The sequence below is a fragment of the Micromonospora sp. LOL_013 genome (assembly GCF_048060315.1).
Lineage (GTDB): Bacteria > Actinomycetota > Actinomycetes > Mycobacteriales > Micromonosporaceae > Micromonospora_E.
The window spans coordinates 33,990-59,429 of sequence record NZ_JBHMIQ010000022.1; the positions used below are offsets into that span (position 1 = coordinate 33,990).

Genomic DNA, 25,440 nt, shown 5'->3' on the forward strand with positions numbered 1-25,440 from the left:
GTCACCACAAAACGCGCGAACCGGGCGACGCTCCCCCGCTCGTCCACGACCGCCGACCGCTCGCAGGCCCGGGTAGACCGTTCACCGCCCCAACCCGGCGTAAGGCAGATCAACTATTGCCTGTCCGGGCCGGGTCACGTTCTCTTCCCAGATTAAGGGTGTGACCGACCGCACAAGCCGTCGGGCGGTCCCGACTGACCGACGGAGGTGCGGATCGGACAGCGGCACAGTCGCGGCACGGTGGCCTGCCGGTCGCCGCGCCACGACCCGTCACCTGCCGTTCCCATAACGACTAGGAGGCCCCACAGTGACTGACGTAACCCCCGATAAGAACGCCGGTGGCGGGGAACCGCCACCGACGACGTCACCACCGGACAATGGTTGGCGCCAGGAGTACTGGCGCAAGAACCTACGCCTCATGGTGATCCTGCTCGCCATCTGGTTCGTCGTGTCGTTCGTCTGCGGAATCCTGCTTATCCAGCCGTTAAACAACATCGAGATCCTCGGGTTTCCACTGGGGTTCTGGTTCGCCCAGCAGGGATCGATCTACACCTTTGTCATCCTGATTTTGGTCTACGCGAAGATGATGGACCGGATGGACGACCAGTTCGGTGTCAGTGAGCGACCGGCGGAAGGGGGAGAGAAGTGACCCAGATCCAGGGCTGGACGCTCGGCTTCATCATCCTCACCTTCGCCCTCTACCTCGGCATCGCCTGGCGCAGCCGGGTGAAGGAAACAACCGGCTTCTACGTGGCCGGTCAGGGAATCCCGACCGTCGCCAACGGTGCGGCCGTCGCCGCCGACTGGATGTCGGCCGCGTCGTTCATCTCGATGGCCGGCCTGATCGCGTTCCTCGGTTCCGACGGCTCCATCTACCTGATGGGCTGGACCGGCGGCTACGTACTGTTGGCCCTGCTCATCGCCCCCTACCTGCGTAAGTGGGGCAAGTTCACGGTCCCGGAGTTCGTCGGCGACCGCTACTCGGAGACCGTCCGGACGATCGCCGCCGTGGCCGCGATCATCGTCTCCTTCACGTACGTCGTCGGACAGATGCGCGGCGGCGGCATCGTGTTCAGCCGGTTCCTCGGGCTGGACATCACCGGCGGCGTCATCGTCGCGGCGCTGATCATCTTCGCGTACGCGGTGCTCGGTGGCATGAAGGGCATCACCTGGACCCAGGTGTCGCAGTACACGGTACTCATCATCGCCTACCTGATCCCGGCGATCGCGGTGGCACAGCAGATGACCGGGCTGCCGATCCCGCAGGTCACCTTCGGGCAGATCCTCGGCGAACTCAACGCGCTCAGCACCCAGATGGGGCTGAGCCAGTTCACCGAGGCGTTCTCCGCCCGACCGCAGATCGACGTGTTCCTGGTGACAATGTCACTGATGATCGGTACCGCTGGCCTGCCGCACGTGATCATCCGGTTCTACACGACGAAGACGGTCCGGGGCGCCCGCTACTCGGCGTTCTGGGCGCTGTTCTTCATCGCGTTGCTCTACACCACCGCACCGGCGGTGGGCGCATTCACCAAGCTGAACCTGCTGCAGGACGTCAACGGCGTGGCGGCGGACTCGCTGCCCAGATGGATCGAGAACTGGGCGGCGACCGGCCTGGTCACGGTCAACGAGAACGCGCAGACGATCCAGACGGTGAGCAACAGCCCCACGTCCGGGGCGGACCTGATCGTCAACAACGACATCCTGGTGTTGGCCAGTCCGGAGATCGCCGGCCTGCCGGCACCGATCGTCGGCCTGGTGGCCGCCGGCGGCATGGCGGCCGCAATGTCGACCGCCGCCGGTCTGCTGCTGGTCATCTCCTCGTCGTTCTCGCACGACCTGTACTTCCGCCGGGTGAAGCGGGACTCGACCGACCAGCAGCGGCTGCTCGCCGGACGGATCGCCATGGGTCTGGCGGTCCTGATCTCGGTGTACGCCGGCATCAACCCGCCGGCGTTCGTGGCCCAGGTGGTGGCGTTCGCATTCGGTCTCGCCGCTTCGACCTTCTTCCCCGTCATCGTGCTCGGGATCTTCTGGAAGCGATGTAATGCGGTCGGCGCGGCATCCGGCATGATCGCCGGTCTCGTCTTCACCGCCAGCTACATGATCTACACCCTGGAGGTCTTCGGCACCTCGGCGAATCCGCACATCTTCGACATCAGCCCGGAGGCCATCGGCACCATCGGTGCGATCGTCAACTTCATCGTCACGATCGTCGTGTCGAAGATGACGGCACCGCCACCGGAGGAAATTTCCGAGATGGTGGAGAGCATCCGTTACCCGGCGGCCCGCCGCGCCGTGTCGGCCGGCTCCACCGGCGACGCGGCCTGACCCGGACCGTCATCTACCCCTGACAGCCCCGGAGGGCGGGCCCCGACAACGACGTCGGAGCCCGCCCTCCGGCCGCTCCGGGCCACGCTGACCCGACCGCCGCACCTCGGCTGTCCGGACGGCCCCATCCGGACAGCCGAGGATTCAGCGATCCGCTCCGGTCCGGGGCGATGGTTGCCAGAGTTGGGGCGTGCACGACGACAGCCCGCACCCGCATCCGACCGCCGGCGGTCTCCGCCTGGTGCGCCGGAACCCGCTGGTGACCGGCGACGTCAGCTGGATGGAACTGTTCGTCGACCTGTTTTTCGTGTTCGCTTTCCTGAAGATCACCACCTTGATGGCGGCCAATCTGACCGCAGTCGGCATGCTCCACGGGGTCATGGTGATCCTGCTGCTGTGGCACTGCTGGACCCCGGTTGTCTGGCTCGGCAACGTGGTCCACCTGGACCGGGGCGGTATGCCGCTGATGATGGCCGGCATCGCCACCATCCTGCTGGTGATCGGCGTCTCCGTGCCCGAGACGTTCCTCGACACGCCAGGCAGGCTGCCGGGGCCGGTCATCGTGGTGGTCGGCTACCTGGCGATCCGGGTCGGCGTACTCGCGGTCCTCACCCGGTCCCGCTGGTCGGAAGGTCCGGCCGGACGGCGTCCGGCCGCGATCGCCTGGTTGACGCTCGCCGCGTCGGCGTCGGTCCTGCTGACCTCGGCGCTGCTGCCGCCGCACCTGCCGGCCCGGTTCGACGCCGACCTGGTCCGGTTGGTCCTGTTCGCCGTAGCGCTGTCCATCGACTTCGTGGTGCTGACCACGGTCGGTCGCGGCAGTTGGCAGCTCGTCTCCGCGTGGCACCTGGCGGAACGGCACGCGCTGATCGTCCTGATCGCGCTCGGCGAGACGATCATCTCGGTCGGCACCGGAGGCGCGGTCCGCGCCGACATCCCGGTCACCTGGTCGCTGCTCGCCGCCGCCACGCTCGGCCTGATCGTCGTGTCGGCCCTGTGGTGGACCTATTTCGACCTCGCCAAGATCCTCGCCGAACACGCCCTGTCCCGGCGCGCCGGTGCCGGTCAGACCCGGATGGCCCGGGACGTGTACAGCGGACTGCACCTGCCGATGATCGGTGGGCTGATCTTCTTCACTCTCGGACTCAAACACGCGATCGCCACCATCGGCGGCGGCCCCGAGCATCCCTGGACCTCCGGCAGCTCCGAGCACCCCTGGGACACCGCCGACGTGGTCATCCTGTACGGCGGGGTACTGCTCTATCTGCTGGCGCTGGTCGCCTTCGAATGGCTGTCCGGACGCCTGCTCGGTCGCAGCCCGATCCTCGGCATCGCTCTGCTACTGGGTCTGCTCCCGGTGGCCACCCGGGTCCCGGTGCTGGGCGCTTTGGCGCTGCTGGCCGTCTGCGTCGTGGCGATGGTGGTCGCCGACCGGACCGTGTTCCATCGCCGGCACACCCAACTGCACCGGCTGGCCGAATCCGAGACGTCCCGGCTGCACGGGGTCACCCCCCGGGAACTCTTTCTCGATCTGGTCTTCGTCTTCGCGTTCATCCAGGTCACCACCCTGATGACCCGCAACGCCTCAGCCCTGGGCATCGTCCGGGGGCTGACCCTGCTGGCGCTGCTGTGGTGGGCTTGGACCTCCTTCTCCTGGCTCACCAACGCGGTCCACACCGAGACGGTCCTGGTCCGCTGCACCACGATCGGCATCGCCGCCTCGATCCTGGTGATCGGCATCGCCACCCCCCAGGCCTTCGAGCCGGCCCCGGGAAGTCTGCCCGGTTCGCTGATCATCGTCGCCAGTTATCTCGCCAGCCAGCTCATGCAGACCCTGCTGATCCTGCAGGCGTCGCGCACCGAGCCGGTGCTGCGGGCGCTCGCCCGGCAGAACGCCGTACCGTCCACCGCCGCGCTGCTGCTGCTCGCCGGGTTCGCCGTGGTCGAGCTGGCGTCACCCGAGCGGCTGGCCGCGAACCCGGCCGTCACGCTGCTCTGGGTCGCCGCGCTCACCATTCAACTCGCCGGCAGCTACCCCGTCGGGGTGAAATCCTGGCGGCCCCGGTCCACCCGGCACTGGGTGGACCGGTACGCGCTGATCATGCTCATCGCGTTCGGCGAGGCAATCATCTCGGTCGGCCTGGCCGTCGCGGACCAGCCGGTCTCCACCAAAGTCATGGTCATCGTCGTCACGTCGGCGGTCGCCGTCGGAGTTCTCTGGTGGCCGTACTTCACCACGATCGACTCGGCCCGGCTCGCCTTGGAGGCGCAGACCGGCGTCGACCGGGCCAAACTCGCCCGGGACGGGTTCACCTACCTGCACCTGCCGATGGTCGCCTGCGTCATCCTGATCGCGTACGGCCTGCACCAAGCCGCAGTGCCGCACGACGACACCGGCACCCGGTTCGGCCACTACGCCTTCTACTGGGGAGTGGGGTTCTATCTGCTCGCCAACCAAATGTACTGGTGGCGGACCTGGCACGCACTAAGCTGGTACCGGATCGCCAGCGCCAGCGTGGTCATCGTGCTGGCGTTTCCGACCGCCGCACTGCCCGCCGCCTGGACGCTGCCGGCGCTGACCGTGTTCGGGCTGATCTCCGCGGCGGCCGAGTTCCTGCGGGTCGGCGACCTGCGGACTCAGCCGCCCCAGCCGACCCGCTGACGTTCGACGGGGGCGGCCGGCGGGCTGCCAGCGGTGGATCGGCCGCGTTCTACTGGCCGACCGCCCCATCGATGCATTCCCGCAACAGGTCGGCGTGGCCGTTGTGTCGGGCGTACTCCTCGATCATGTGGATCAACACCCAGCGCAGCGAGATCGGGCCGCGCCGGGCGGAGCCGGTGACGTCCAGTCCGGCGGCGTCGGCGACGAAGCGTTCGGCGTACTCGATCTCCTCCCGCCATGCCGCCCACGCCTGGGTGACGGCCGCCGGGTCGGCGACGGAACCGTCGAAGTCGTCGTTGGGTGCGGTCTGGGAGTAGAAGCGTGGCGGGGCGTCCTCGCCGGCCATCACCCGCCGGAACCAGTACCGTTCCACGTCGGCGAGGTGCCGCACCAGCCCGAGCAGCGACAGCGCCGACGGCTGCACCGACCGGCGAGCCAACTGCTGCGGGTCGAGTCCACCGCACTTCAGTTCCAGGGTCCGACGGTGCCAGTCGAGAAACCCGGCGAGGGTGGCCCGCTCGTCGCCGAGCCGGGGCGGAATGGCACGCGGATCGGCAGCCGGGTCGGTGAACATGTCGATCGTCATGTCGGCCATCATCGACGGGCTGCTCCGGCACGGCCAGCAAATTCGGCTTGACCTTGGAGCGCGCTCCAAGGTCTACCGTCGTCATCATGACCACGGGCACCAGAGTCGAGATTCTCGACCGCACCAGCTGCGCCGCCGGGGCGGGCGACGCGTCCGGGACCGGTGGATCCGGGGCCGACACATTCGAGACGGCGGTTGAGCGGCCCGGCCTGCGGGTCGCCGCCCTCGCCGCCGCTGTCGGCGTGTCGCCGGACACCGTCCGCTACTACGAACGGGCCGGGCTGCTGCACCCGCCGGAGCGGACCCCCACCGGTTACCGGGTGTACGGCGCCGCGGCGGTCGACCGGCTCCGGTTCATCCGGGGCTGTCAGCGGCTCGGGCTCCGGCTGCGGGAGATCGCCGATCTGCTCGCCGTCCGGGACACCGGTGTTTGCCCGTGTGAGCCGGCGGAGCAGCTACTGCGCCGCCGAATCGCCGAGGTCGACGTGGAGCTGGCCCGGCTGACCGCGCTACGGGCGGAGATGGCCGAGATGGCCGAGAAGCTGCCGACGGCGGCCTGCCCGCCGCCGGTACCAGGGCGATGGTGCCCACCGGATGGGGACGGGAGGTGATCACGATGCTGGAGCTGACCACGCGCTGCGACTGCGAGCCGGACTGCTGCGGGCCGGACTGCTGCTGACCAGTCGGCCCTCAGGGCCGGGTGGGTACCGGGCCGGTGGGTGCCGCCGGGTGTGTCGGCGGCACCCACCGGGTGCTGGGAAGATGTTACGAGGCGGTGCCGGTCACCGACGAACCGTTCCGTACGACGGTGTAGGTGATCGTCGTGCCGCTCCAGAAGTGGAAGGTGAGCGTCACCGGGGAGCCGTCGTTGACCTCGGCGAAGAACTCCGACGTCAGGGTGATGCTGTTCGCGGCGTAGTTCGGCCGGAAGGTGACGTCGAACTCCTTGTACGACGTCCAGTTGTGCGGGCCGGCGTTGGAACCGTCCGCGTACCGCGCCTCCATGGTGGCCAACTGGTCACCGCGGAAGGTCGTCGGGATGTTGAACGACGAGGTGGTACCACTCGCGTTGCTCAGCACCGGCGGGTCGGACGAGATGATGTTGATTCGCCACGGTACGCCGGACGAGAAGCGGGCGTGCAGGGTGGCGTTCACCCCGTACGCCCGGTTGCCGACCAGGCGGGTGACGGTGGACGCGGTCAGCGTCAACTGATTGCCGCTGACCGTGTAGTCGGTCCCCCGGACCAGGTCGGTGTTGCCCTGCCGCAGCCCCTGAAAGGTCAGCCCGTTGAGGTTCAGCGCGAGGGTCTTCGCGGTGACGCCGCCGGTCCGCGGCACGAAGATCATGTCGCTGGCGGCGGTGCCGGAGCGGGTGGTCCAGGCCGACTTGATCTGGGCGATCAGCTCCGGGTCGCTCCACTGGAAGCTGGTCCGGCCGAGGTGCTGGCCGTTGTCCCACAGTTGGGTAGCGATGCCGCGGGTCCGGGTGTGGTAGCCGAAGAACTCGAAGAACTTCAGTTTCTCGCCCTGCTGGATGGTGCCGGTGTGCCGGTCGAAGCCGAGCAGGCCGAACTCACCGATGACGACCGGGATGTCCCGGGAGACGAAGGTGTTCTGTACCCGGTTGAGCGAGTCGATCACGTCCTGCTGGGCGGTGGCGTCAAAGCGGTAGCCACCGGCGACGTTGACGCTGAACGGCCAGTAGCCGTAGTAGTGCACCGTGGCGATCAGGTTGGGGTCGTTCAGCGCGGTGAAAGTGCTGGCGAGCTCGTCGAGCCGGGCCTGGTCGGATGAGGTGTGCAGGGTCGGCAGGATGAGCAGCCGGGTGGCGTTGTTACCGCCAGAGTTGCGGACGATCTGGTGGAACCTGCGGTTCAGTTCGTCGAGCAGCTGGGCGTTCTGGGCATCGCCGGAGCTGTTGCTGAACTGCGGCTCGTTGACGCTCTCGAAGTGCAGCTTTGGCGACGAGTCGCGGAAGGTGTTCGCCAGCTGGGTCCACAGCGCCGAGTAGCGATCCAGGACGCCAGTACGGTTGCTGGGCATCGTGTTGATCCACTGCCACGAATCGTGGTGCAGATTGATCATCACGTACAGGTCCTCGGCGAGGGCCCAGTCGACGATTTGCTTGACCCGGGCGAGCCGGGTGGGGTCGATCGTGTAGTTGGGCGCGCCGCCGTGGTGGTGCGTCCAGGTCGTCGGGATCCGGATGCTGTTGAAGCCCTGCGACTTCACTGTGCGGATCAGGTCCCGGGTGACCAGCGGGTTGCCCCATGAGGTCTCACCGCTGCCGCCGACGTTGTCGCCGGTCGCGTCGAGGGTGTTGCCCAGGTTCCAGCCGGGCTGCATGGCGTCGACGACGTCCTGCGGGTTGCCGGGCGGACGCGGGGTCGCGGTCGGTGTCGGGGACGGCGGCGCGGTGGTCGGCGGCACCGTCGGCGACGGTGGGTCGGTCGGCGGCGGCGTGCTGGGACCCACGCTGCCGGTGCAGGTGACACCGTTGAGCGCGAACGAGGTCGGCGCGGTGTTGCTACCCGACCAGGAGCCGTTGAAGCCGAACGAGACGGTCGCGTTGGTGCCGAGGTTGGCGTTGTAGCTGACGTTGGTCGCGGTGACCTGGCTGCCCGAGCTGGTGATGGTGGCGTTCCAGGCCTGGGTGACCTGCTGTCCTGACGGGAAGGCCCAGGTCAGCTGCCAGCCATTGAGCGGGTCACCCAGGTTGGTGACGTTCACGCTGGCGGTGAAGCCGCCGGGCCACTGGGCGGGCGCCGAGTAGACCACCCGGCAGCCGGCGGCCGCGTGCGCGCTGGCCGCGACGGCGACGCTACCGCCGACCAGCGCGGCGGTCACACCGCCGGCGATCAGGCCAGCACGCCACCGTCTGCCGCGAGCCGTCGTTGTCTGTTGAGTCATGTCGCTCCTCGCCGTGGGGTGTGCCTGCGGGTCAGGCACGGAGGGACGGGCACCGGCGGTCGCAACGAGCAGCCAGCACCAGCGAAGTGGCCGCAGACTAAGTCGGGAGCCTAAACTTTGTCAATCGGCGTACGCCGATGAGAATGTCGCCGGAGGTGCACCCCCCACCAATCCGCCGCTGCCGGCAGACGCCCCCCTGACCGGCACAAAGACGATCCCGTTGGCGGACCGACGTCCGCCAACGGGATCAGAAACGACAGCCGGCCCCGGGCCGGCGCGCGTCACGCCTCAGTGCACCGTGACCGTCGGCCCAGGAAGAAGCTCACGCATCTCCTCCGGCAACTCGGCACCCGTCTCCTCGGCGATCCGTAGCGCCTCCTCCACCAGGGTCTCCACGATCTGCGACTCCGGCACCGTCTTGATCACTTCACCCTTGACGAAGATTTGACCCTTGCCGTTGCCGGACGCCACCCCGAGGTCGGCCTCCCGAGCCTCACCCGGCCCGTTCACCACGCAACCCATCACCGCCACCCGCAGCGGCGCCGGAAACCCGTCCAGCGCGGCGGTCACCTGGTCGGCCAGGGTGTACACGTCCACCTGCGCCCGCCCGCAGGACGGGCAGGAAACGATCTCCAGGCCCCGCTCACGCAACCCGAGCGACTCCAGGATCGCCGTACCGACCTTGATCTCCTCCACCGGCGGCGCGGACAGGGACACCCGGATGGTGTCGCCGATCCCTTCGGCCAGCAGCGCGCCGAACGCCACCGCCGACTTCACCGTGCCCTGGAACGCCGGGCCGGCCTCGGTCACCCCGAGGTGCAGCGGATAGTCGCACTGCTCGGCCAGCAGCCGGTACGCCCGGATCATCACCACCGGGTCGTTGTGCTTGACCGAAATCTTGATGTCCCGGAAGTCGTGCTCCTCAAACAGCGAACACTCCCACAACGCCGACTCCACCAGCGCTTCGGCGGTCGCCTTGCCATGCTTGGCCAGCAACCGCTTGTCCAGTGAACCGGCGTTGACGCCGATCCGGATCGGGGTTCCGGCCGCCGACGCCGCCTTGGCGATCTCGGCCACCTTGTCGTCGAACTGCCGGATGTTGCCCGGGTTGACCCGTACCGCCGCGCAGCCGGCGTCGATCGCCGCGAAGACGTACTTCGGCTGGAAGTGGATGTCGGCGATCACCGGGATCTGCGACTTACGGGCGATCGTCGGCAACGCGTCCGCGTCGTCCTGCGACGGCACGGCGACCCGCACGATCTGGCAGCCGGACGCGGTCAGCTCGGCGATCTGCTGCAGGGTGGCGTTGATGTCCGAGGTCACCGTGGTGGTCATCGACTGTACGGAGACCGGCGCACCGCCACCCACCGGCACCGGACCGACCATGATCCGCCGGCTGGCCCGGCGCGACGCCAACGGCGGCGGCGGCACTGCGGGCACGCCCAGACTGACTGCGGTCACTTCAACTCACCTCGAGAACAGCGTGATCGGGTTGACCACGTCCGCGGTGATGGTCAGCAGCGTGAACGCGCCACCGATCAGCAGAACCGCGTACGTGAGTGGCATCAGTTTGAAATAGTCGACCCGGCCCGGATCGGGCCGGCCGAGCACCGCGTACAGCCAGGACCTGGCCTTCTCGAACCAGGCAATCGCGATGTGCCCGCCGTCCAACGGCAGCAGCGGCAGCAGATTGAACACCCCGACGAAGAAATTCAGCGAGATGAACAGCAGCACGAACAGCTCCCAGGCGTCGTTGGCCACCGCCTCCCCGCCGAGCCGGCTGGCACCGACCACGCTGATCGGGGTGTCGATGTCGCGCTCCGCGCCGGTGATCGACGCCCACAGCGCCGGGATCTTCTCCGGGATCCGCATCATCGCCTCGACGGTGCCGACCGCCATCTGGCGCAGGTAGTCGCCGGTCGCGCCGAACGCCTCGATCGGCCCGTACGTCACCATGCCCGGCTTCTCGATCCGCAACCCGACACCGAGCGCGGCGACCGTACTCAACGGGCCTTCGTCGGTGCCCAGCTCGGGACGCTGCACCGCGGCGAGCTCCGCCTCGACGGTGCCGGTCGTCCCGTCCCGCTCGTAGCGGACGGTCGCCGGCCCCGGATCGGCACCCCGGATCGCCTCCAGCATGTCACCCCAGGTGTCGACCGGGGTGCCGCTCACCGCGAGGATCCGGTCGCCGTCGCGCAGGCCCGCCTGCGCGGCCGGGCTGGCCGGGTCGCCGGCCTCGCAGGCACGGGCCACGTACTCGACGACCACACAGTCGGTGACCGCGACCACCGCCGGCTCCTGACGGGCCTGCTCCTCGGTGGCGGGGAAGTCCGGGTTCGGCAAACCCATGAAGACCGCAGCCAGCCAGAGGGCGACGATCGCCAGCCCGAAGTGGGTCACCGAACCGGCGGACATCACCACCGTCCGCTTCCACACCGGGAAGCGCCACATCACCCGGGACTCGTCGGCGGGTGCCACGTCGTCGTCCTGCGGGGTCATGCCGACGATCTTGCAGAAGCCACCCAGCGGGATGGCCTTGAGGCCGTACTCGGTCTCACCGCGCCGGAACGACCAGATGGTCGGGCCGAAACCGACGAAGTACCGGGTCACCTTCATCCCGAACTTCTTCGCGGTCACCATGTGACCGGCCTCGTGCAGGCTGACCGAGATGAGAATCGCGAGGGCGAAGAGAACCACCCCGAGCAGGTACGCCATCAAGCTCCCTCCGCCGATGCACCGATCAGCTCATGCGCCCGGGTTCGCGCCCAGGATTCCGCAGTGAGCACATCGTCGACCGTACCCGGTTCACCAAAATCCGGTGCCGACTGCAGCACCCGCTCCACCGTGTCGACGATGCCGAGGAACGGTAGCCTGCCGGCGACGAACGCCGCCACGCACTCCTCGTTCGCGGCGTTGTAGACCGCCGGCCGGCAGCGGCCGTCCGCGCCGGCCTGCTTGGCCAGCGCCACCGCCGGGAACGACGTCTCGTCGAGCGGGGCGAACTCCCAACTCTGCGCCCGGGTCCAGTCGACCGGGGCGGCCGCCGCCGGCACCCGGGCCGGCCAGCCCAGGGCCAGCGCGATCGGCAGTCGCATGTCCGGTGGGCTGGCCTGGGCGATCGTTGAACCGTCCACGAACTCCACCATCGAATGGATCACCGACTGCGGGTGGACCACCACCTCGATCCTCGGGTACGGGATGCCGAACAGTTCGTGCGCCTCGATGATCTCCAGGCCCTTGTTCACCAACGTCGCCGAGTTGATCGTGATGACCGGGCCCATGTTCCAGGTCGGGTGGGCCATCGCCTGCTCCGGGGTGACCTCGGTCAGCTCGGCGCGCGCCCGCCCCCGGAACGGGCCGCCGCTCGCCGTCACCACCAGCTTGCGCACCTCGTCGGCGGCACCGGAGCGCAGGCACTGGGCGAGCGCCGAGTGCTCGGAATCCACCGGCACGATCTGGTCCGGGCGCTGGATCGCCGCCCGCACGATCGGGCCGCCGGCGATCAGCGACTCCTTGTTGGCCAGCGCCAGGGTCCGACCGGCCCGCAACGCCGCCAACGTCGGGGCCAGCCCCCGGGAGCCGTCCACCCCGTTGAGCACCACGTCGCACGGCCACTCGGCGAGTTCGGCCATCGCCGACGGGCCGGCCAGGATCTTCGGAATTCGGAACCCACCGGTCGGGTAGCCGCGCCGGGACGCCTCGGCGTAGAAGGCGAGCTGCAGGTCCTGCGCCGCCGAGGCCCGGGCCACCGCCACCACCTCGACCTGCAACTGCAGTGCCTGTACGGCGAGCAACTCGACGTTGCCGCCGCCGGCACCGAGCCCGACGATGCGGAACCGGTCAGGGCTGCGGGTGACGATGTCGACCGCCTGGGTGCCGATCGAGCCGGTGGAGCCGAGCAGGACGATATCCCGTGGGGAGGAAGTCACCGACTCATTGTCCCGTAGCGGCGCAGCCGCCCGGACACCGCGTCACCGTACGCCGTCGTCGGCCTCGTCGAGCAGATCGGCCGGATCGATGGTGAACTCGAACGGCTCCTTCATCACGAACGTGGTCCCGGCCGCAGCCGCCGCCACCGGCCGGTACTCCCCGTCGCTCAGCTCGTGCAACACCAGCGCCGGCACTCGGTTCCGAAGATCCACTCGGAGGAACCAGGCAACGCCGGCTGCGGCGTACTGCCGGGGCCGGTCGATCACGTCCTTGCGCCGGTTGCCGCGCGACACGATCTCGCCCAGCAGTACGGCGTCCGCCACGTCAACGGTCGTCCTGCCGCCACCGGACGTCCGCAGCACGACCAGGTCGGGTATGAACAGGTCAGCCCCGGAAACCACGTTGATCTCCGGATAGGCCCATAGGCCGGCCCTGCGCGCAGCCCGATGCAGCAGGTAGGAAAGCTCCCGCTCGACCGACTGGTGGTCAACTCCGGCATATGGTGTCACGATCACGCTCCCGCTGAGGACCTCGACCTTGGGACCATTGGTCTCCGGCAACAGGTCAAGGGCGAGCTGCGCGGTCCACGGCTCGTCGAAATCGCCGAGTACGTCGAACGACGGCTCACGCCGCGGCTCCGGATCGGGCACGAATGCCGGCTGTGCCAACGTGCTCACCCCTTTCCGCGGGACGTGATGCACCGACCAGACTAGCCGCGCCGCCCCGCCACGGCGGCGCACCGGGCCATGTCGGCAAGCCAACCGCCGCCGGACCGGACGGCCACCCCGCGCCGGCCGACCGCCCGTACGGGAGTGGCGACCGCCCCGGTGGGGAATGCTGAGGGACATGGTCTCCCGAGGTCGCCGGCTCGTCCGGGCAGCGTTCCGGCCGCTGCGCGGGCGGGACCTGTCATTGCACGCCGCCTCGATCACCTTCTTCGGCGCGATCGCGGTCGTCCCGGTGGTGCTGCTGGCGATCTGGCTGACCGGACTGTTCGCCGGTGCGGGCCGGATCCGCCGGCTCACCGACCCGGCGATCGACACCCTGCCCGGACAGCTCGGCGCCGACCGGGCCGCCGCCGCCCTGATCGACGCCGGCCTGCACCTTACCCCGGTGCTGGCGCTGGCCGCCGTGCTGCCCGCCTCGCTGTACGGCGAAGGGCTGCGCCGAGCGTTCGTGTCGGTGGCACCACCGCCGGAGCCGGCCGAGTCGATGGTCGGCTGGCGGGGCCGGGTGCTGCTGCTGCCGCTGCTCGGCGCAGCACCGGCGCTGCTGCTGCTGGTGCTGCTGGCCCTACCGTCGGCCGCCGGGCTGTTCGCCCGGGGCGGCTGGGCCGGCGCGCTCGGGGTGGTGGTGTCGTTCCTGGCCGTCTGGCTGGGGCTGAGCCCAGTGCTGGTGTGGGTGTTCCGGGTGGTCGGGCCAGGCAAACCGGACTGGCTGGCCACGGTCGCGGTCGGCTCGTTCACCGCCGCCAACCTGTCCGGTTTCCTGCACGGGTTCATCCTGTTCTGCTCGCTGCCGCTGGACCTCGGGGTGCCGTTCGGCGGGCTCGACCAGGTCGGCGCGGCGGTCGCGGTGCTGCTCTGGCTCTACCTGCTGCACGTGATCGTGCTGGCCGGCTACTCCGCCACGCTGGCGTTCAGCCGGTGGCGCCGTCGGCGCCGGCACCGGAGCCGACCGATGCCAACTGCGGCTGCGCCGGGGTCTCGTGCAGCCCGAACCGGCGGTACAGCCGGCCCAACGGACCCGGCGCCCACCAGTTCCACCGACCCAGCAGCCGCATCGTCGCCGGCACCAGCAGCACCCGCACCAGGGTCGCGTCGACGACGATCGCCACGATCATCCCAACCCCGATCAGCTTGATGAACGAGATGCCGCCGGTGGCGAAGCCGGCCACCACCACGATCAGCAGCAGTGCGGCGGCGGTGATGATCCGTCCGGTGTGCTGCAGCCCGGCGGCGACCGACGCGGTGTTGTCGCCGGTGCGGTCCCACTCCTCCCGCACCCGCGACAGCAGGAACACCTCGTAGTCCGTCGCCAGACCGAACAGCACCGCCAACATCAGGATCGGGTTGGTCGGATCGATGAACCCGGTCGGGGTGAAGCCGAGCCAGTCGGCGAAGTGCCCGTCCTGGAACACCCAGACCACCACGCCGAACGAGGCGCCGATCGACACCAGGTTCATCAGTACCGCCTTGACCGGCAACACCACCGAGCCGAACGCCAGGAACAGCAGCACCATGGTGGCGGTGGCCATCAGCAGCGCCATCCACGGCAGGTAGCTGCCGAGGCTGTCCAGCATGTCGATGTCTGCGGCGGTGCGGCCGCCGACGAGGACCTCGGCCCCGGCCGGGGGCGGCAGGTGGCGGATGGCCCGAACCAGTGCCTCGGCCTCGTCGCCGGTCGGCTCGCCGACGTAGCTGACCCGGATCAGCGCCGAGGTGTCGCGTACCGCCGCGATCTGGGCACCGGTGGCGCCCGGCAGCCCGGCGATGTCCTCGGCGAAGGCCTGCACCAAGTCGGGGCCGGCGCCGGAGACCAGCACCTCGATCGGGCCGATGCTGGCGCCGTCGGGGAACTCCCCGGCGATCGTCTCGGCCACCACCCGCGACTGCGCACCGGCCGGCAACACCCGCTCGTCGAAGCCACCGAACTCGGCCCGCAGGAACGGGGTGGCCAGCAGCAGCAGCCCGACCACCACGACGGTGGCGTAGCGCACCGGACGCCGCATCACGCTGCGGGCGATCCGGGCCCAGGCGCCGGCCCGGCCGGCCTCCCCCGGCGGTGGCGGCACCGCCCGGCGGCGCCACGGCAACGGTACGGTGAGCGCGTTGATCCGCGGGCCGAGCACCGCCAACAGGGCGGGTAGCGCGGTCACCGAGGCGAGCATGGCGACCAGCACCGCGGCCATCCCGCCGAAGCCGATCCCGGTCAGGAACGGCTGCGGGAAGATCAGCAGGCTGATCAGCGAGGTACCGATGATCAGGCCGGAGACCGCGACGGTACGCCCGGCGGTGGCGACCGTGCGCACCAGCGCTTCCGGGGTCGGGTGGCCGGCGGCCAACTCCTCCCGGAACCGGCTGACCACGAAAAGCGCATAGTCGATCGCCATGCCCAGCCCGATCAGGGTGATCACGTTGATCGCGAACACCGAAACCTCGGTGGCCAGGGTGAGGGCCCGGACCGCCACGAACGCGCCGAGGATGGCGAGCACGCCGACCAGCAGCGGCATCGACGCCGCGACCAGCCCACCGAAGATCAGCACCAGCAGCACCAGCAGGATCGGCAGGGCGATCAGCTCGGCCCGGGTGATGTCCCGGATGGTCTGCTCGTTGGCCTGGTCGAGGAACGGCACGGCACCGCCGGCCCGAGTGGTCAGCCCCGGCGCGTCCAGCAGCGGTCGGATCTGCTCGAAGGCGGCGGTCTTGGCGTCCTCGTCGTCGCCGGCGAGCTGGACCAGGGCGTAGGTGGCCAGCCGGTCGGTGGCGACCAGCGCCGGTGACTCGGTGTCGTAGTAGCTGGTGACACTGGTCACCTCCGGCCGGGTGGCCAGCGACGCCAGGGTCTCGGTGACCGGCTCGCGGAACGCCGGGTCGTCGACGGTGGCCGTGTCACTGCGGTACAGCACCAGCACGTCGACGTCCTGGTTGCCCAGCTCGGCGTTGATCCGCTCCCGGGCCTGCGTCGACTCGGCCGCCGGGTCGGCGAAACCGCCACCGGAGACCGCCCCGAACAGGCCGGTCCCCCAGGTCACTCCGACGACGACCAGCAACGCGGCGGCGGCCAGCACCACCCATCGCAACCGGACCACGGTCCGTCCCCACCATGCGAACACGTCTCGACTATCGCAGGCCCATCATGGACGCCGCACGGCGACTAGGGTCGGGACATGGGTACGTCACAGTCTCCGGCACCGCGACCCGACACGTCGGACCGCGCGGACCTGCCCAACACGGCCGGCCTGCCGGCCCGGGCCGACGTGGTCGTCATCGGGTCCGGGCACAACGGTCTGGTCGCGGCGGTCCTGCTGGCCCGGGCCGGGCTGAACGTGCTGGTGCTGGAGGCGGCCGAGGTGATCGGCGGCGCCACCCGCACCGAGCAGCCGTTCACCCGGGTGCCAGGGCTGCGCCACTCGACCGGCTCGTACCTGCTCGGGCTGATGCCGCCGGAACTGCTGGCCACCCTCGACGTGACCATCCCGGTGCTGCGCCGCGACCCGCACTACTTCCTGCCCACCCCGGGTGGGCCGGGGTCGCCGTACCTGCTGTTCGGCACGGACCGGGCCGCGACCCGGGCGCAGATGGCGGCGACTCTCTCCGCCGCCGACGTGGCCGCCGACGACGCCATGCAGGCCGAACTGGCGGCGCTACGCGACGACCTGGCACCGGCCTGGCTGGCCGAGCCGCTGCCGGTCGAGCAGACCGCGCAGCGCTACGTCCGCCCGGCGCTGCGGCAGGTCTTCATCGACCTGGTCCGCGGCTCGGTCGCCGACTACCTGGCCCGCTTCGAGTTCCGCTCCGAGCTGCTGGTCGCCATGTACGCCGTCACCGACGGGCTGAGCGGGCTGACCGCCGGCCCGGACGACCCCGCCACCGGCCACAACTTCCTGGTCCACAACATGTGCCGGCTGCCCGGCGCGGATGGCACCTGGATGATCGCCGCCGGCGGGATGGGCACCGTGTCGCGGACCTTCGCCGACGCCGCCCGAGCCGCCGGGGCGCGGATCGTCACCGACACACCGGTCACCGGGATCACCGTGGACGCCGGCAACGCCAGCGGCGTCGTCGTCGCCGACGGCCGGTCGGTCGCCGCCGAGGTGGTGCTCGGTGCCTGCGACCCGTACCGGCTGCTGGAGCTGGCCCCCGACGGCGCGCTGCCGGCCATGTTGACCGACCGGATGGCCGCCACCCGCCGGCCGGGCAGCACGTTGAAGGTCAACCTGGCGCTGACCGGGCTGCCCCGGTTCAGCTGCCTGCCGGACGCCGCGCCCAGCCCGTTCGGGGCCACCATCCATCTGCTGCCCGGGTCGGCGTCGCTGCTGCCCGGCGGCGGCGAGTCGCCGATGACCGCGCTGCGGGCGATGTGGGCCGATGTGCGGGCCGGCCGGCTGCCGGCCGAGCCAACCATCGAGTGGTACCTGCATACCACGGCCGACCCGTCACTGCGCGACGCCGCCGGACATCACTCGTCGGCGTTGTTCGTCCAGTCGGTGCCGTGGCAGCCGACGGGTTCGTCGTGGTCGACCGAACTGCCCGGGTACGTCGAACAGCTGCTGGCCGTCTGCGACCGGTACGCGCCGGGCACCAGCACGCTGGTCGCCGACGCGGTGCCGCTCGCCCCACCCGGCATCGAGGCGCACTTCGGCATCACCGGAGGGCACATCCACCACGTGGACAACACCGTGTCGTTCACCGACCGGATGCCGTACGCCACCGGGCTGCCCGGCCTGTACGCGGGCAGCGCCGGCTGTCACCCGGCGGGCAGTGTGATCGGCGCCGCCGGGCACAACGCCGCCCGGCGGATCCTCACCGACCTGGGGCGCGGCGGACGTTAGGCGCGGCGGTCCCCAGGCCGTCGGCGCCAGGCAGGTGCTAGGCCTGCGCCGCCGGCTCGCCGGCCGGGATCTGGCACTCCGCCGGTGCCGGAGTGCCCGCCCGGCGGGCCCGGATCTCGTGCCCTACGCTGGTCAGGCACCGCCCGCTGGTCAGGTCGAACCGCCAACCGTGCAGCTGGCAGGTGAGCTGATCGCCGTCGATGATGCCGAACCGGGTCAGGTCGGCCTTCAGGTGCGGGCAGCGGCGCTGCACGATCCAGTCACCGATCTTGACGTCCTCGGCGTCCGGGCGTTGCTCGGCGTACCAGCCCTCGGCGTACTGCAGCCGCTCAGTGGACAGGCACTTGAAAAAGGCGTAGACGAACTCGTTGTACTGGCCGATCCGCGCGGCGGAGAACCGGCAGGACAGGAAGAGCGAGTTGACCCAGTCGACCTCGCCGGTGTGCAGCAGGTGCTCCACCAGTGCCCGGTCGGTGCGGAACCGGTAGCGGACCTTCTCGTCGGCGTACGGCCGCACCTGCTTGCCGGGGAAGTCCACCACGATCGACTCGACCGACTCGCCGTCGTAGTCGACCAGGTCGAACCGGACCGGGCCGCCGACCCCTTTGGCCAGGTAGACCGACTCCTCCAGCAACGGCTCGATACGACGTTTCATCTCGCCCAGTACGTCAATCTCCGGGTGCCGCCAGGAGGCCTTCTCGGCCTCGATGACCGGGCGCTTGCGCTCCCGCATCTCAACCAGGTGGGCCTGCTTGTTGGCGAAGAACTCGTCGACCGGCTGCGGGTGCGTGGTGCGGCAGTCGTCGGCGGTGACCTCGGCGACCGAACCGGGCAGGAGCACCACTCCGTTGGTGCCGCCGACCTTTGTGTACTCGGACAGGAAGACCTGCTGGTCGGGGAAGATGTTGCCCTCGTCGCCGTGGATGTCGTTGAACTGCCACAGCGCGTCGTCGAGGAAGCAGGGCGGCCCGGCGATCGGAAAGACGTACGATGCCTTTAGATCATCGATGTACCGCCAGGTGCGATCGAACTGGCGCTCCCGTTTCTGCTTGCCGAAGGCGGTCTTGGCGTTGGTGGGCAGCTCGTAGACCATCGGGTACCAGATGGCGCCGGAGAACTGCAGCAGGTGGGCGTGCACGTGGCCGAGTGCGGCGAAGACCGACAGATCGGTGGGACGGGCGTCGTTCTGGTTGAGCAGTCGGATGCCGTCGTGTTCGACCCACAACGACGAGTCACCGATCGGGCCGTCGGTCGGGCTGGTCAACGCCTGGATCATGACGTTGAGGCCGCCGTCCAGCTCGACCACCTCGTTGGTCTTTGTCCGTAGAAAGCTGGTGAAGCCGAGCTCACGCAGCTCGTCCTCCAGCTCCGAGGTGGGGTACTCGGGCAGCAGCACGGTCGCCTTCTTCGACACGAAGTGCTTGAGGTGCGCCGCGTCGAAATGGTCCCGGTGCAGGTGGGAGACGTACAGATAGTCGACCTGTCCGAGGGATTCCCAGTCCAACTGGGAGTTGTCCGGAAAGGGAAACCATGAGGCGAAGTAGGCCGGGTTGACCCACGGGTCGCACAGGATGCTGCCCGCAGCCGTGTCGATCCGCATACTGGCGTGCCCGGTTCCCGTCAGTCGCACCGTACAGACCCCCTCGGTCACAAGCGATGTGTACGCCGGAAACGCTACCGGAGGCAGCAGTCGCCCCGGCTGGCGACGTCCGGATCCACCAGCTCCCGCACGGGTCCCACGGCGGGGTCGCGATGCCGCGCCCGCCGGCACCATGCCAGACTGGGCGGGATCCATGCGAGTGACCGGGCTCCGTTCAACGGAACGGGCCGGTTCGAGAGGAGGACCAGCCGTGGCCGGAACCGAGCCGGTGACCTCACCCGACCAGCACAAGCCGGGCCATCGCAAGTTGGGGCGGATCGGTGCTGTCGTTTCAGCGTTGGTGTTGCTCTCCATGCTGATCGGCAACCATGAGGGCCGCGTCGAGGACATCTGGCTGATCGGCCTGGCCGTTGGACTGCTGGCCATCGTTGTCGGCGACGCCGTGCTACGACGCAACGGCTTGCGTTCCTGACCGGGCCCGGGCCGCACCGCTGGCGCTGATCCGGCGCCTGACCGCTGGCGCTGATCCAGCCAAGGGCGGCCGCAGCCGGCGGTCACCGGCCGCGCTGCAGGATGTCCTGTACCTCCTTCAGTGCGGCGTCGACCTCGGCCTCGAAGTAGCCGCCGGTGACCAGCCCGAACTGCACCGTGTCGAGTTCCGCCGTGTCCACCGGCATCGGTCCCCGGCCGGCCATCGCGGTAAGGAGTTCCTCGAACAGCCGGTCCACCTGCGCCGGGTCGTAGCCGCTGCCGAACCGGCGGACCTGGAAGGTCCGCCGGATCTGGTCCACCCGCTGCAGGCTGCCACCACCGGACGGTCCCGCCGGTCCGCCCGGCAGGTGGCCGGGGCTGCCCGGCCCACCCGGGTAGCCGGCGACGCCTGGCTGACCCGGCATCGCCGGGCGGCCGCCCGCCATGCCCTGGTGGCCACCGCCGGGAGGGCCGCCCATGCCGGGGTGGCCGCCAGCCATCCCAGGGTGGCCGCCGGGGGAACCACCCATGCCGGGATGGCCGGGGTGTCCACCTGGCGGCGGACCGGACGGGCCAGATCGCCGATCCGGGAAGTAGACCTCGGCCGTCATGTCGGCCTTGCCATGCCGGCCCTGCTCGAAGCCGTCGAACCGACCGTCCGGGCCGGGACCGAAGCCGCGGTGCGGCCCGCCCGGTGCCGGGACCGGCGGGCCGCCTGCCGGAGCTCCCGGCGGGTAGCTGCCCCGGGGGTCCTCGTAGCGGCCGTAACTGCCGGTCGGCTGGTCGGCGTAGTGGCCGTACGGATCGGGGGCCGGCCCCGGCTGACCGGGCATCGGCCCCGGCTGACCGGGCATCGGCCGCGGCGGCAGCGCGGCGGCGGCCGACGGCACGGGACGATCGTCACGCCCGGCCGGGGTCAGCCGGTCGGGGCGGCCGGCACGGGTGTCCGCGCCACGACCGGCTGGGCCACGCTCCTCCAGCTCGGTCAGCTGTCGTTCCACCCGGTCCAGGTGCAGGTCGACCTGCCATTCGTCGTAGCCGTTGAACCGGACTCTGAATACGACATCGTGCACTTCCTGTGCGGAAACCGGTGACCCCACCGGCTCGCCGGCGAGTGTGGCCTCGACACGGTCGAGGAAGGCATCCACTTCGTCGACCTTGTAGCCCCGACGAAGCGCCCGGCGCCGGAAGCGCTGTCCCTGACTCGCCACTACGTCTCCTGATTCACTCGCTGATCACACCGGTAGCTCACGACGCCGTCTCAGCGGCCACGAGCTGCCCGCATGCTCCGTCGATCTCCCGGCCCCGGGTGTCGCGGACGGTCACCGCGACGCCGGCTGTACGCAGCCGACGAACGAATTCCCGCTCGATCGGCTTGGGACTGGCGTCCCAACGACTGCCCGGAGTCGGATTGAGCGGAATAAGATTCACATGGGCCATGCGACCAGCCAGCAATCGACCCAGCAGATCGGCTCGCCATGGCTGGTCGTTCACATCCCGGATCATCGCGTACTCGATGGACACCCGCCGACCTGTACGGTCCGCGTATTCCCACGCGGCGTCCAGGACTTCGGCGACCTTCCACCGTTGGTTGACTGGCACGAGTTCGTCGCGCAGATCATCATCGGGCGCATGCAACGACAGCGCAAGAGTTACCGATAGGTCTTCCCCGGCGAGACGGCGCATCGCCGGCACCAGTCCGACGGTCGAGACGGTCACATGCCGCTGCGACAGGCCCAGCCCTTCCGGTGGTGGCGCGCAGAGCCGGCGGACGGCGGCGATCACCCGGCCGTAGTTGGCCAACGGTTCGCCCATCCCCATGAAGACGACGTGCGACAGCCGGGGCGGTGACCCGGTGACGCCACCCGCCGCGGCTACTCCCGCGAGGTGGACGACCTGGTCGATGATCTCCGCGGTGGACAGGTTTCGGGTCAGCCCGGCCTGACCGGTGGCGCAAAACGGACAGGCCATCCCGCACCCGGCCTGGCTGGACACGCAGACGGTCACCCGGTCCGGGTAACCCATCAACACGCTCTCCACCAGGGCTCCGTCGTGCAACCGCCAGAGCGCCTTGCGGGTGGCACCGCTGTCACACGCGTCTTCGCGCACCGGAGTGAGCAGGGTCGGCAACAGCCGCTCGGCGACCCCGGCCCGGACGGCGGCCGGCAGATCCGTCATCGCCTGCGGGTCCCGGGTCAGCCGGCCGAAGTAGTGCGTCGAGATCTGCTTCGCCCGGTACGCGGGCTGGCCGAGCCCGGCCAGCAGCGTCTGCCGCTGGCCGAGATCGAGATCGGCCAGGTGCTGGGGCGGCAGGGCGGGGCGACCGTCGGACGCGGCGGTCACCGGACGGCTCGGGGTCAGTGGCAGACTTCTCATGGCAGGACCAGTCTCCCACGATCCCGCCGTGGCCAGCTCGCCACGGTGGGCGAATCGACCGGCCACCCCCTTCTGAACGACCGCTCAGCCGGCCAACGCGATCAACGACAGCACGAGGTAGGAGACCGGCAACGCGAACAGGATCGAGTCGAGCCGGTCCATCAGCCCGCCGTGTCCGGGTAGCAGGTTGCTCATGTCCTTGACCCCGAGATCCCGCTTGAGCATGGACTCGCCGAGGTCCCCCAGCACAGCCGCGACCGACACCGCCACGCCGAACAGCGCCCCCCACAGCGGCATGACGTCGAGCAACAGAAACAGCAGCACCGCGCTGCCGATCCCGGCGGCGGCCACCGACCCGGCGAAGCCTTCCCAGGACTTCTTCGGGCTGATCGTCGGTGCCATCCGGTGCCTGCCGTAGAAGACGCCAGCGGCATAGCCACCGGTATCGGAGAGGATCACCGCGGCCAGGGTGACCAGAATCTGCAGGTCGCCGTCCGGCCGACTGGCCAGCAACGCGGCGAAACCGCCCAGAAACGGGACGTAGACCGTGATCAGCGTGGCCGTGGCCGCGTCCCGCTGATACCCGGACGGTCCGTCGCCCAGCCGCCAGATCAGCATCGCCAGGACCGTCACCAGCAGCCCGAGCGCCAGAGCATCCGGGCCGATCCGCCAGGCCAGCACGGACATCAGCGCGCCACCGGCAAGCAACGGGGTCATCGGCGGGCGGGCGCCGCTGGTGCGCACCGCTCGGATCATCTCCCAGGTGCCCAGGCTGACGGCGGCCAGCAGGACGACCAGGAAGGCTGGCCGCCACAGGAACAACGAACCGAGCACCACGACGACCAGCCCGAGGCCGACGCCGATGGCGGCCGGCAGATCTCGACCGGCTGACGGCCGACGGTCGGCAGCCGGCGATGCGTTCCCGGTTTCGCCGGACGGATTCTGACCGGCCCGACGAGAGCCGGTCGGCTCCGGCAGCGGCTGATCCGGGTCGGAGCGCTCGGTCGCCGGCCGGGCCGGACCAGACCGGCCGGATCGACGGCGTCGCGCGCCGGCCCGCCGACGCGCTGCCGAGCTGTCGGGCCCGACCTGCGGGTCCGGGTCCGTCGACGGCTCTGTCTGCTCGCCGTCCCGGTACCCGGTCGACCAGTGACCGTTGCCGTGACCGTTGCCGGTCGGCGCGCCGGCTTGGGGCAGACCGCCGTTGCCGAGGTGGGAACCGGCATTCGGGAAATCCCCGGTACCGGTGTACGGCCCAGTGGGGAGGGGACCGCCATGGGCCGCACCCCCGTACGCGGCGCCCCCGTAGCCGGCGGTACCGTAACCGGCGCCGGGCACTCCGTTCGGGCCGCCGTACGGCTGGGACCGCTCGGCCAGCGGGTGGCCGTTACGGGTCTCCGGAGCTGACGGTTCGGGCGCGGCGCCGGGGTGCCGCGCCCTCGTTCGAGCGTCCGGTTGATCGCCGCCAGCGGTCTCGGGGTAGGACATCAGACCTCGAGCAGCTCGGTTTCCTTGTGTTTGACCAGATCGTCGACGCTGGACACGTACCGGTGGGTGAGATCGTCCAGTTCCTTCTCGGCCCGGCGTCCCTCGTCCTCGCCGGCCTCGCCGTCCTTGACGATGCGGTCGAGTTCTTCCTTGGCCTTGCGACGGACGTTGCGGATGGCGACCTTGGCGTCCTCGCCCTTGCCGCGCGCCACCTTGATCATCTCTCGCCGGCGGTCCTCGGTCATCTGCGGCAGCAGGATCCGGAGCTGGGTCCCCTCGTTGTTGGGGTTGACTCCGAGGTCCGAGTCGCGGATCGCCTTCTCCATCGCGGCGAGCTGCGACATGTCGTACGGCTTGACGATGGCCATCCGCGGCTCGGGCACCCCGACGGATGCCATCTGGGTGATCGGCGTCGGGGTTCCGTAGTAGTCAAGCACGATGCGGGAAAACATCGCCGGAGTGGCCCGACCGGTCCTGATCGCGCCCAACTCCTCCTTGGCGTGCTCGACGGCGCGCTCCATCTTCTCCTCTGCTTCGAGCAGAGTCTCCTCGATCACCTGTTCCGTCGCCTCCTTCTGATGGTCCGGTGTCCCTGCTGGCACCTGCCGGTACGGATCCGCCGCACGGTCCGGCCGGTTAGGTCGTGATCAAGGTACCGATGCGCTCGCCGGCGACTGCGCGCACGATCGTGTCGTCGCCCTGCGCGCCGAAGACCAACATCGGCAGGTCGTTGTCCATGCAGAGGCTGAACGCGGCGGCGTCGGCGACCCGCAGCCCGCGCCGCAGCGCCTCGGCGAAGGTCACCGTGTCGAGCTTGCTGGCGGTCGGGTCGGTCCGTGGATCGGCGGTGTACACCCCGTCCACGCCGTTCTTGCTCATCAGCACCACGTCGGCGTGGATCTCCAGGGCACGCTGCGCCGAGACGGTGTCGGTGGAGAAGTACGGCATACCGGCGCCCGCGCCAAAGATCACCACACGGCCCTTTTCCAGGTGCCGGATCGCCCGCAGCGGGATGTACGGCTCCGCGACCTGGGCCATCGTGATGGCGCTCTGCACCCGGGTCTCGACGCCTTCCTTCTCCAGGAAGTCCTGCAGGGCCAGGCAGTTCATCACAGTGCCCAGCATGCCCATGTAGTCGGCTCGGGCCCGGTCCATACCGCGCTTCTGCAGCTCGGCACCGCGGAAGAAGTTACCGCCGCCGACCACCACCGAAACCTGGACCCCGAGCCGGGAGACAGTGGCGATCTGCCGGGCGATGTCCTGCACCACATCCGGATCGACGCCGATCGCTCCGCCGCCGAATACCTCTCCGGACAGTTTCAGCACCACCCGCCGGGACCGACCGGGTGGGGGCGCGGTCGGGTCGTCCGCCGCCAGCGTGTGTCCACTCATTACCTGCGTCATCCGACCCGCCCTTCGTTAGCTGCCCTCAGCGCCGCCGTACTCACCCTCGTGCCCACACTACGGAACGAGGAGGCCGTGGTGCCTGTCACGTACACCAACGGCCTCCTCTGTCGATCGATCGTCTCGAT

At 69.8% G+C, this 25,440-nt stretch carries 19 protein-coding genes and 1 pseudogene; 7 read left to right on the forward strand and 13 right to left on the reverse strand.

Annotated features, from left to right (window positions below):
• The first annotated feature begins 307 nt into the window (after positions 1-307).
• The 3 genes from ACFHWS_RS16250 (at position 308) to ACFHWS_RS16260 (ending at position 4,993) form a co-directional block, all read left to right on the forward strand.
• Positions 308-649 carry a DUF4212 domain-containing protein gene (locus tag ACFHWS_RS16250; RefSeq protein ID WP_416553034.1) on the forward strand — a complete coding sequence of 114 codons (342 nt, stop codon included), beginning with the start codon at positions 308-310 and terminating at the stop codon, positions 647-649.
• On the forward strand, positions 646-2,331 hold the full coding sequence (locus ACFHWS_RS16255) for a sodium:solute symporter family protein (RefSeq protein WP_416568466.1): 1,686 nt from the start codon (positions 646-648) through the stop codon (positions 2,329-2,331). The genes ACFHWS_RS16250 and ACFHWS_RS16255 overlap by 4 nt, the downstream gene beginning before the upstream one ends.
• A gap of 190 nt (positions 2,332-2,521) precedes the next feature.
• On the forward strand, positions 2,522-4,993 hold the full coding sequence (locus ACFHWS_RS16260; RefSeq protein ID WP_416568467.1) for a low temperature requirement protein A: 2,472 nt from the start codon (positions 2,522-2,524) through the stop codon (positions 4,991-4,993).
• A gap of 49 nt (positions 4,994-5,042) precedes the next feature.
• Here ACFHWS_RS16260 and ACFHWS_RS16265 read toward each other — a convergent pair whose 3' ends face one another.
• A complete protein-coding gene (locus ACFHWS_RS16265) occupies positions 5,043-5,579 on the reverse strand; it encodes a DinB family protein (RefSeq protein WP_416553040.1) in 537 nt (178 codons plus the stop codon).
• An 86-nt stretch (positions 5,580-5,665) separates the two neighbouring features.
• Between ACFHWS_RS16265 and ACFHWS_RS16270 the strand changes: the two genes are divergently transcribed.
• Positions 5,666-6,190 (forward strand): MerR family transcriptional regulator, encoded by a 525-nt coding sequence (locus tag ACFHWS_RS16270; RefSeq protein WP_416553042.1) that lies wholly within the window; start codon positions 5,666-5,668, stop codon positions 6,188-6,190.
• 154 nt (positions 6,191-6,344) lie between these two features.
• On the opposite strand, the gene ACFHWS_RS16275 is transcribed toward ACFHWS_RS16270, so the two are convergent.
• The 5 genes from ACFHWS_RS16275 to ACFHWS_RS16295 form a co-directional block, all read right to left on the reverse strand.
• A complete protein-coding gene (locus tag ACFHWS_RS16275; protein WP_416568468.1) occupies positions 6,345-8,489 on the reverse strand; it encodes a cellulase family glycosylhydrolase in 2,145 nt (714 codons plus the stop codon).
• Positions 8,490-8,777: 288 nt separating this feature from the next.
• Positions 8,778-9,950, reverse strand: a complete 1,173-nt coding sequence (gene ispG / locus ACFHWS_RS16280) for a flavodoxin-dependent (E)-4-hydroxy-3-methylbut-2-enyl-diphosphate synthase (RefSeq protein ID WP_416553046.1) — start codon at positions 9,948-9,950, stop codon at positions 8,778-8,780.
• 6 nt (positions 9,951-9,956) lie between these two features.
• The gene (locus ACFHWS_RS16285; protein WP_278167803.1) at positions 9,957-11,204 is read right to left on the reverse strand and encodes a M50 family metallopeptidase; all 1,248 of its coding nucleotides are present in this window, start codon (positions 11,202-11,204) and stop codon (positions 9,957-9,959) included.
• Entirely contained in the window at positions 11,204-12,397 is a 1,194-nt protein-coding gene (dxr, locus tag ACFHWS_RS16290; protein ID WP_416568498.1) for a 1-deoxy-D-xylulose-5-phosphate reductoisomerase, read from the reverse strand. Before dxr ends, ACFHWS_RS16285 begins: the two co-directional genes overlap by 1 nt.
• A gap of 63 nt (positions 12,398-12,460) precedes the next feature.
• Entirely contained in the window at positions 12,461-13,087 is a 627-nt protein-coding gene (locus tag ACFHWS_RS16295) for a Uma2 family endonuclease (protein WP_416568469.1), read from the reverse strand.
• Between the two features lie 178 nt (positions 13,088-13,265).
• Here ACFHWS_RS16295 and ACFHWS_RS16300 point away from each other — a divergent pair.
• A pseudogene (locus ACFHWS_RS16300) lies at positions 13,266-14,081 on the forward strand (YhjD/YihY/BrkB family envelope integrity protein); the annotation flags it as partial.
• Here ACFHWS_RS16300 and ACFHWS_RS16305 read toward each other — a convergent pair.
• A complete protein-coding gene (locus ACFHWS_RS16305) occupies positions 14,059-16,254 on the reverse strand; it encodes an MMPL family transporter (protein WP_416568470.1) in 2,196 nt (731 codons plus the stop codon). The pseudogene ACFHWS_RS16300 and the gene ACFHWS_RS16305 overlap by 23 nt on opposite strands.
• 54 nt (positions 16,255-16,308) lie before the next feature.
• Here ACFHWS_RS16305 and ACFHWS_RS16310 point away from each other — a divergent pair, with 54 nt between their 5' ends.
• Positions 16,309-17,973 carry a phytoene desaturase family protein gene (locus ACFHWS_RS16310; protein WP_416553052.1) on the forward strand — a complete coding sequence of 555 codons (1,665 nt, stop codon included), beginning with the start codon at positions 16,309-16,311 and terminating at the stop codon, positions 17,971-17,973.
• A gap of 37 nt (positions 17,974-18,010) precedes the next feature.
• Here ACFHWS_RS16310 and ACFHWS_RS16315 read toward each other — a convergent pair whose 3' ends face one another.
• On the reverse strand, positions 18,011-19,603 hold the full coding sequence (locus ACFHWS_RS16315) for a Rieske 2Fe-2S domain-containing protein (RefSeq protein ID WP_416553054.1): 1,593 nt from the start codon (positions 19,601-19,603) through the stop codon (positions 18,011-18,013).
• A 163-nt stretch (positions 19,604-19,766) separates the two neighbouring features.
• On the opposite strand from ACFHWS_RS16315, the gene ACFHWS_RS16320 reads away from it, so the two are divergent.
• Positions 19,767-20,045 (forward strand): DUF2631 domain-containing protein, encoded by a 279-nt coding sequence (locus ACFHWS_RS16320; RefSeq protein WP_416568471.1) that lies wholly within the window; start codon positions 19,767-19,769, stop codon positions 20,043-20,045.
• Between the two features lie 82 nt (positions 20,046-20,127).
• Here ACFHWS_RS16320 and ACFHWS_RS16325 read toward each other — a convergent pair whose 3' ends face one another.
• The 5 genes from ACFHWS_RS16325 to pyrH all read right to left on the reverse strand — a co-directional run bounded on the left by ACFHWS_RS16325 (position 20,128) and on the right by pyrH (position 25,312).
• A complete protein-coding gene (locus tag ACFHWS_RS16325; protein WP_416568472.1) occupies positions 20,128-21,255 on the reverse strand; it encodes a DivIVA domain-containing protein in 1,128 nt (375 codons plus the stop codon).
• A gap of 37 nt (positions 21,256-21,292) precedes the next feature.
• On the reverse strand, positions 21,293-22,420 hold the full coding sequence (gene rlmN, locus ACFHWS_RS16330) for a 23S rRNA (adenine(2503)-C(2))-methyltransferase RlmN (protein WP_416568473.1): 1,128 nt from the start codon (positions 22,418-22,420) through the stop codon (positions 21,293-21,295).
• A gap of 84 nt (positions 22,421-22,504) precedes the next feature.
• A complete protein-coding gene (locus ACFHWS_RS16335) occupies positions 22,505-23,908 on the reverse strand; it encodes a phosphatidate cytidylyltransferase (RefSeq protein ID WP_416568474.1) in 1,404 nt (467 codons plus the stop codon).
• Complete coding sequence (frr, locus tag ACFHWS_RS16340; RefSeq protein WP_123604413.1) at positions 23,908-24,465, reverse strand: ribosome recycling factor; 558 nt, start codon at positions 24,463-24,465, stop codon at positions 23,908-23,910. Before frr ends, ACFHWS_RS16335 begins: the two co-directional genes overlap by 1 nt.
• Positions 24,466-24,544: 79 nt before the next feature.
• Positions 24,545-25,312 (reverse strand): UMP kinase, encoded by a 768-nt coding sequence (pyrH, locus tag ACFHWS_RS16345; protein ID WP_370461410.1) that lies wholly within the window; start codon positions 25,310-25,312, stop codon positions 24,545-24,547.
• Positions 25,313-25,440 lie beyond the last annotated feature (128 nt).

What these genes read in the sequence shown, in the direction of transcription:
- ACFHWS_RS16265 (WP_416553040.1), bottom strand. Translation starts at nt 5,579, where the DNA reads ATGACGATCGACATGTTCACCGACCCGGCTGCCGATCCGCGTGCCATT.
- ACFHWS_RS16270 (WP_416553042.1), top strand. Translation starts at nt 5,666, where the DNA reads ATGACCACGGGCACCAGAGTCGAGATTCTCGACCGCACCAGCTGCGCC.
- ACFHWS_RS16275 (WP_416568468.1), bottom strand. Translation starts at nt 8,489, where the DNA reads ATGACTCAACAGACAACGACGGCTCGCGGCAGACGGTGGCGTGCTGGC.
- ACFHWS_RS16285 (WP_278167803.1), bottom strand. Translation starts at nt 11,204, where the DNA reads ATGGCGTACCTGCTCGGGGTGGTTCTCTTCGCCCTCGCGATTCTCATC.
- ACFHWS_RS16310 (WP_416553052.1), top strand. Translation starts at nt 16,309, where the DNA reads ATGGGTACGTCACAGTCTCCGGCACCGCGACCCGACACGTCGGACCGC.
- ACFHWS_RS16320 (WP_416568471.1), top strand. Translation starts at nt 19,767, where the DNA reads ATGCGAGTGACCGGGCTCCGTTCAACGGAACGGGCCGGTTCGAGAGGA.
- rlmN (WP_416568473.1), bottom strand. Translation starts at nt 22,420, where the DNA reads ATGAGAAGTCTGCCACTGACCCCGAGCCGTCCGGTGACCGCCGCGTCC.
- ACFHWS_RS16335 (WP_416568474.1), bottom strand. Translation starts at nt 23,908, where the DNA reads ATGTCCTACCCCGAGACCGCTGGCGGCGATCAACCGGACGCTCGAACG.
- pyrH (WP_370461410.1), bottom strand. Translation starts at nt 25,312, where the DNA reads ATGACGCAGGTAATGAGTGGACACACGCTGGCGGCGGACGACCCGACC.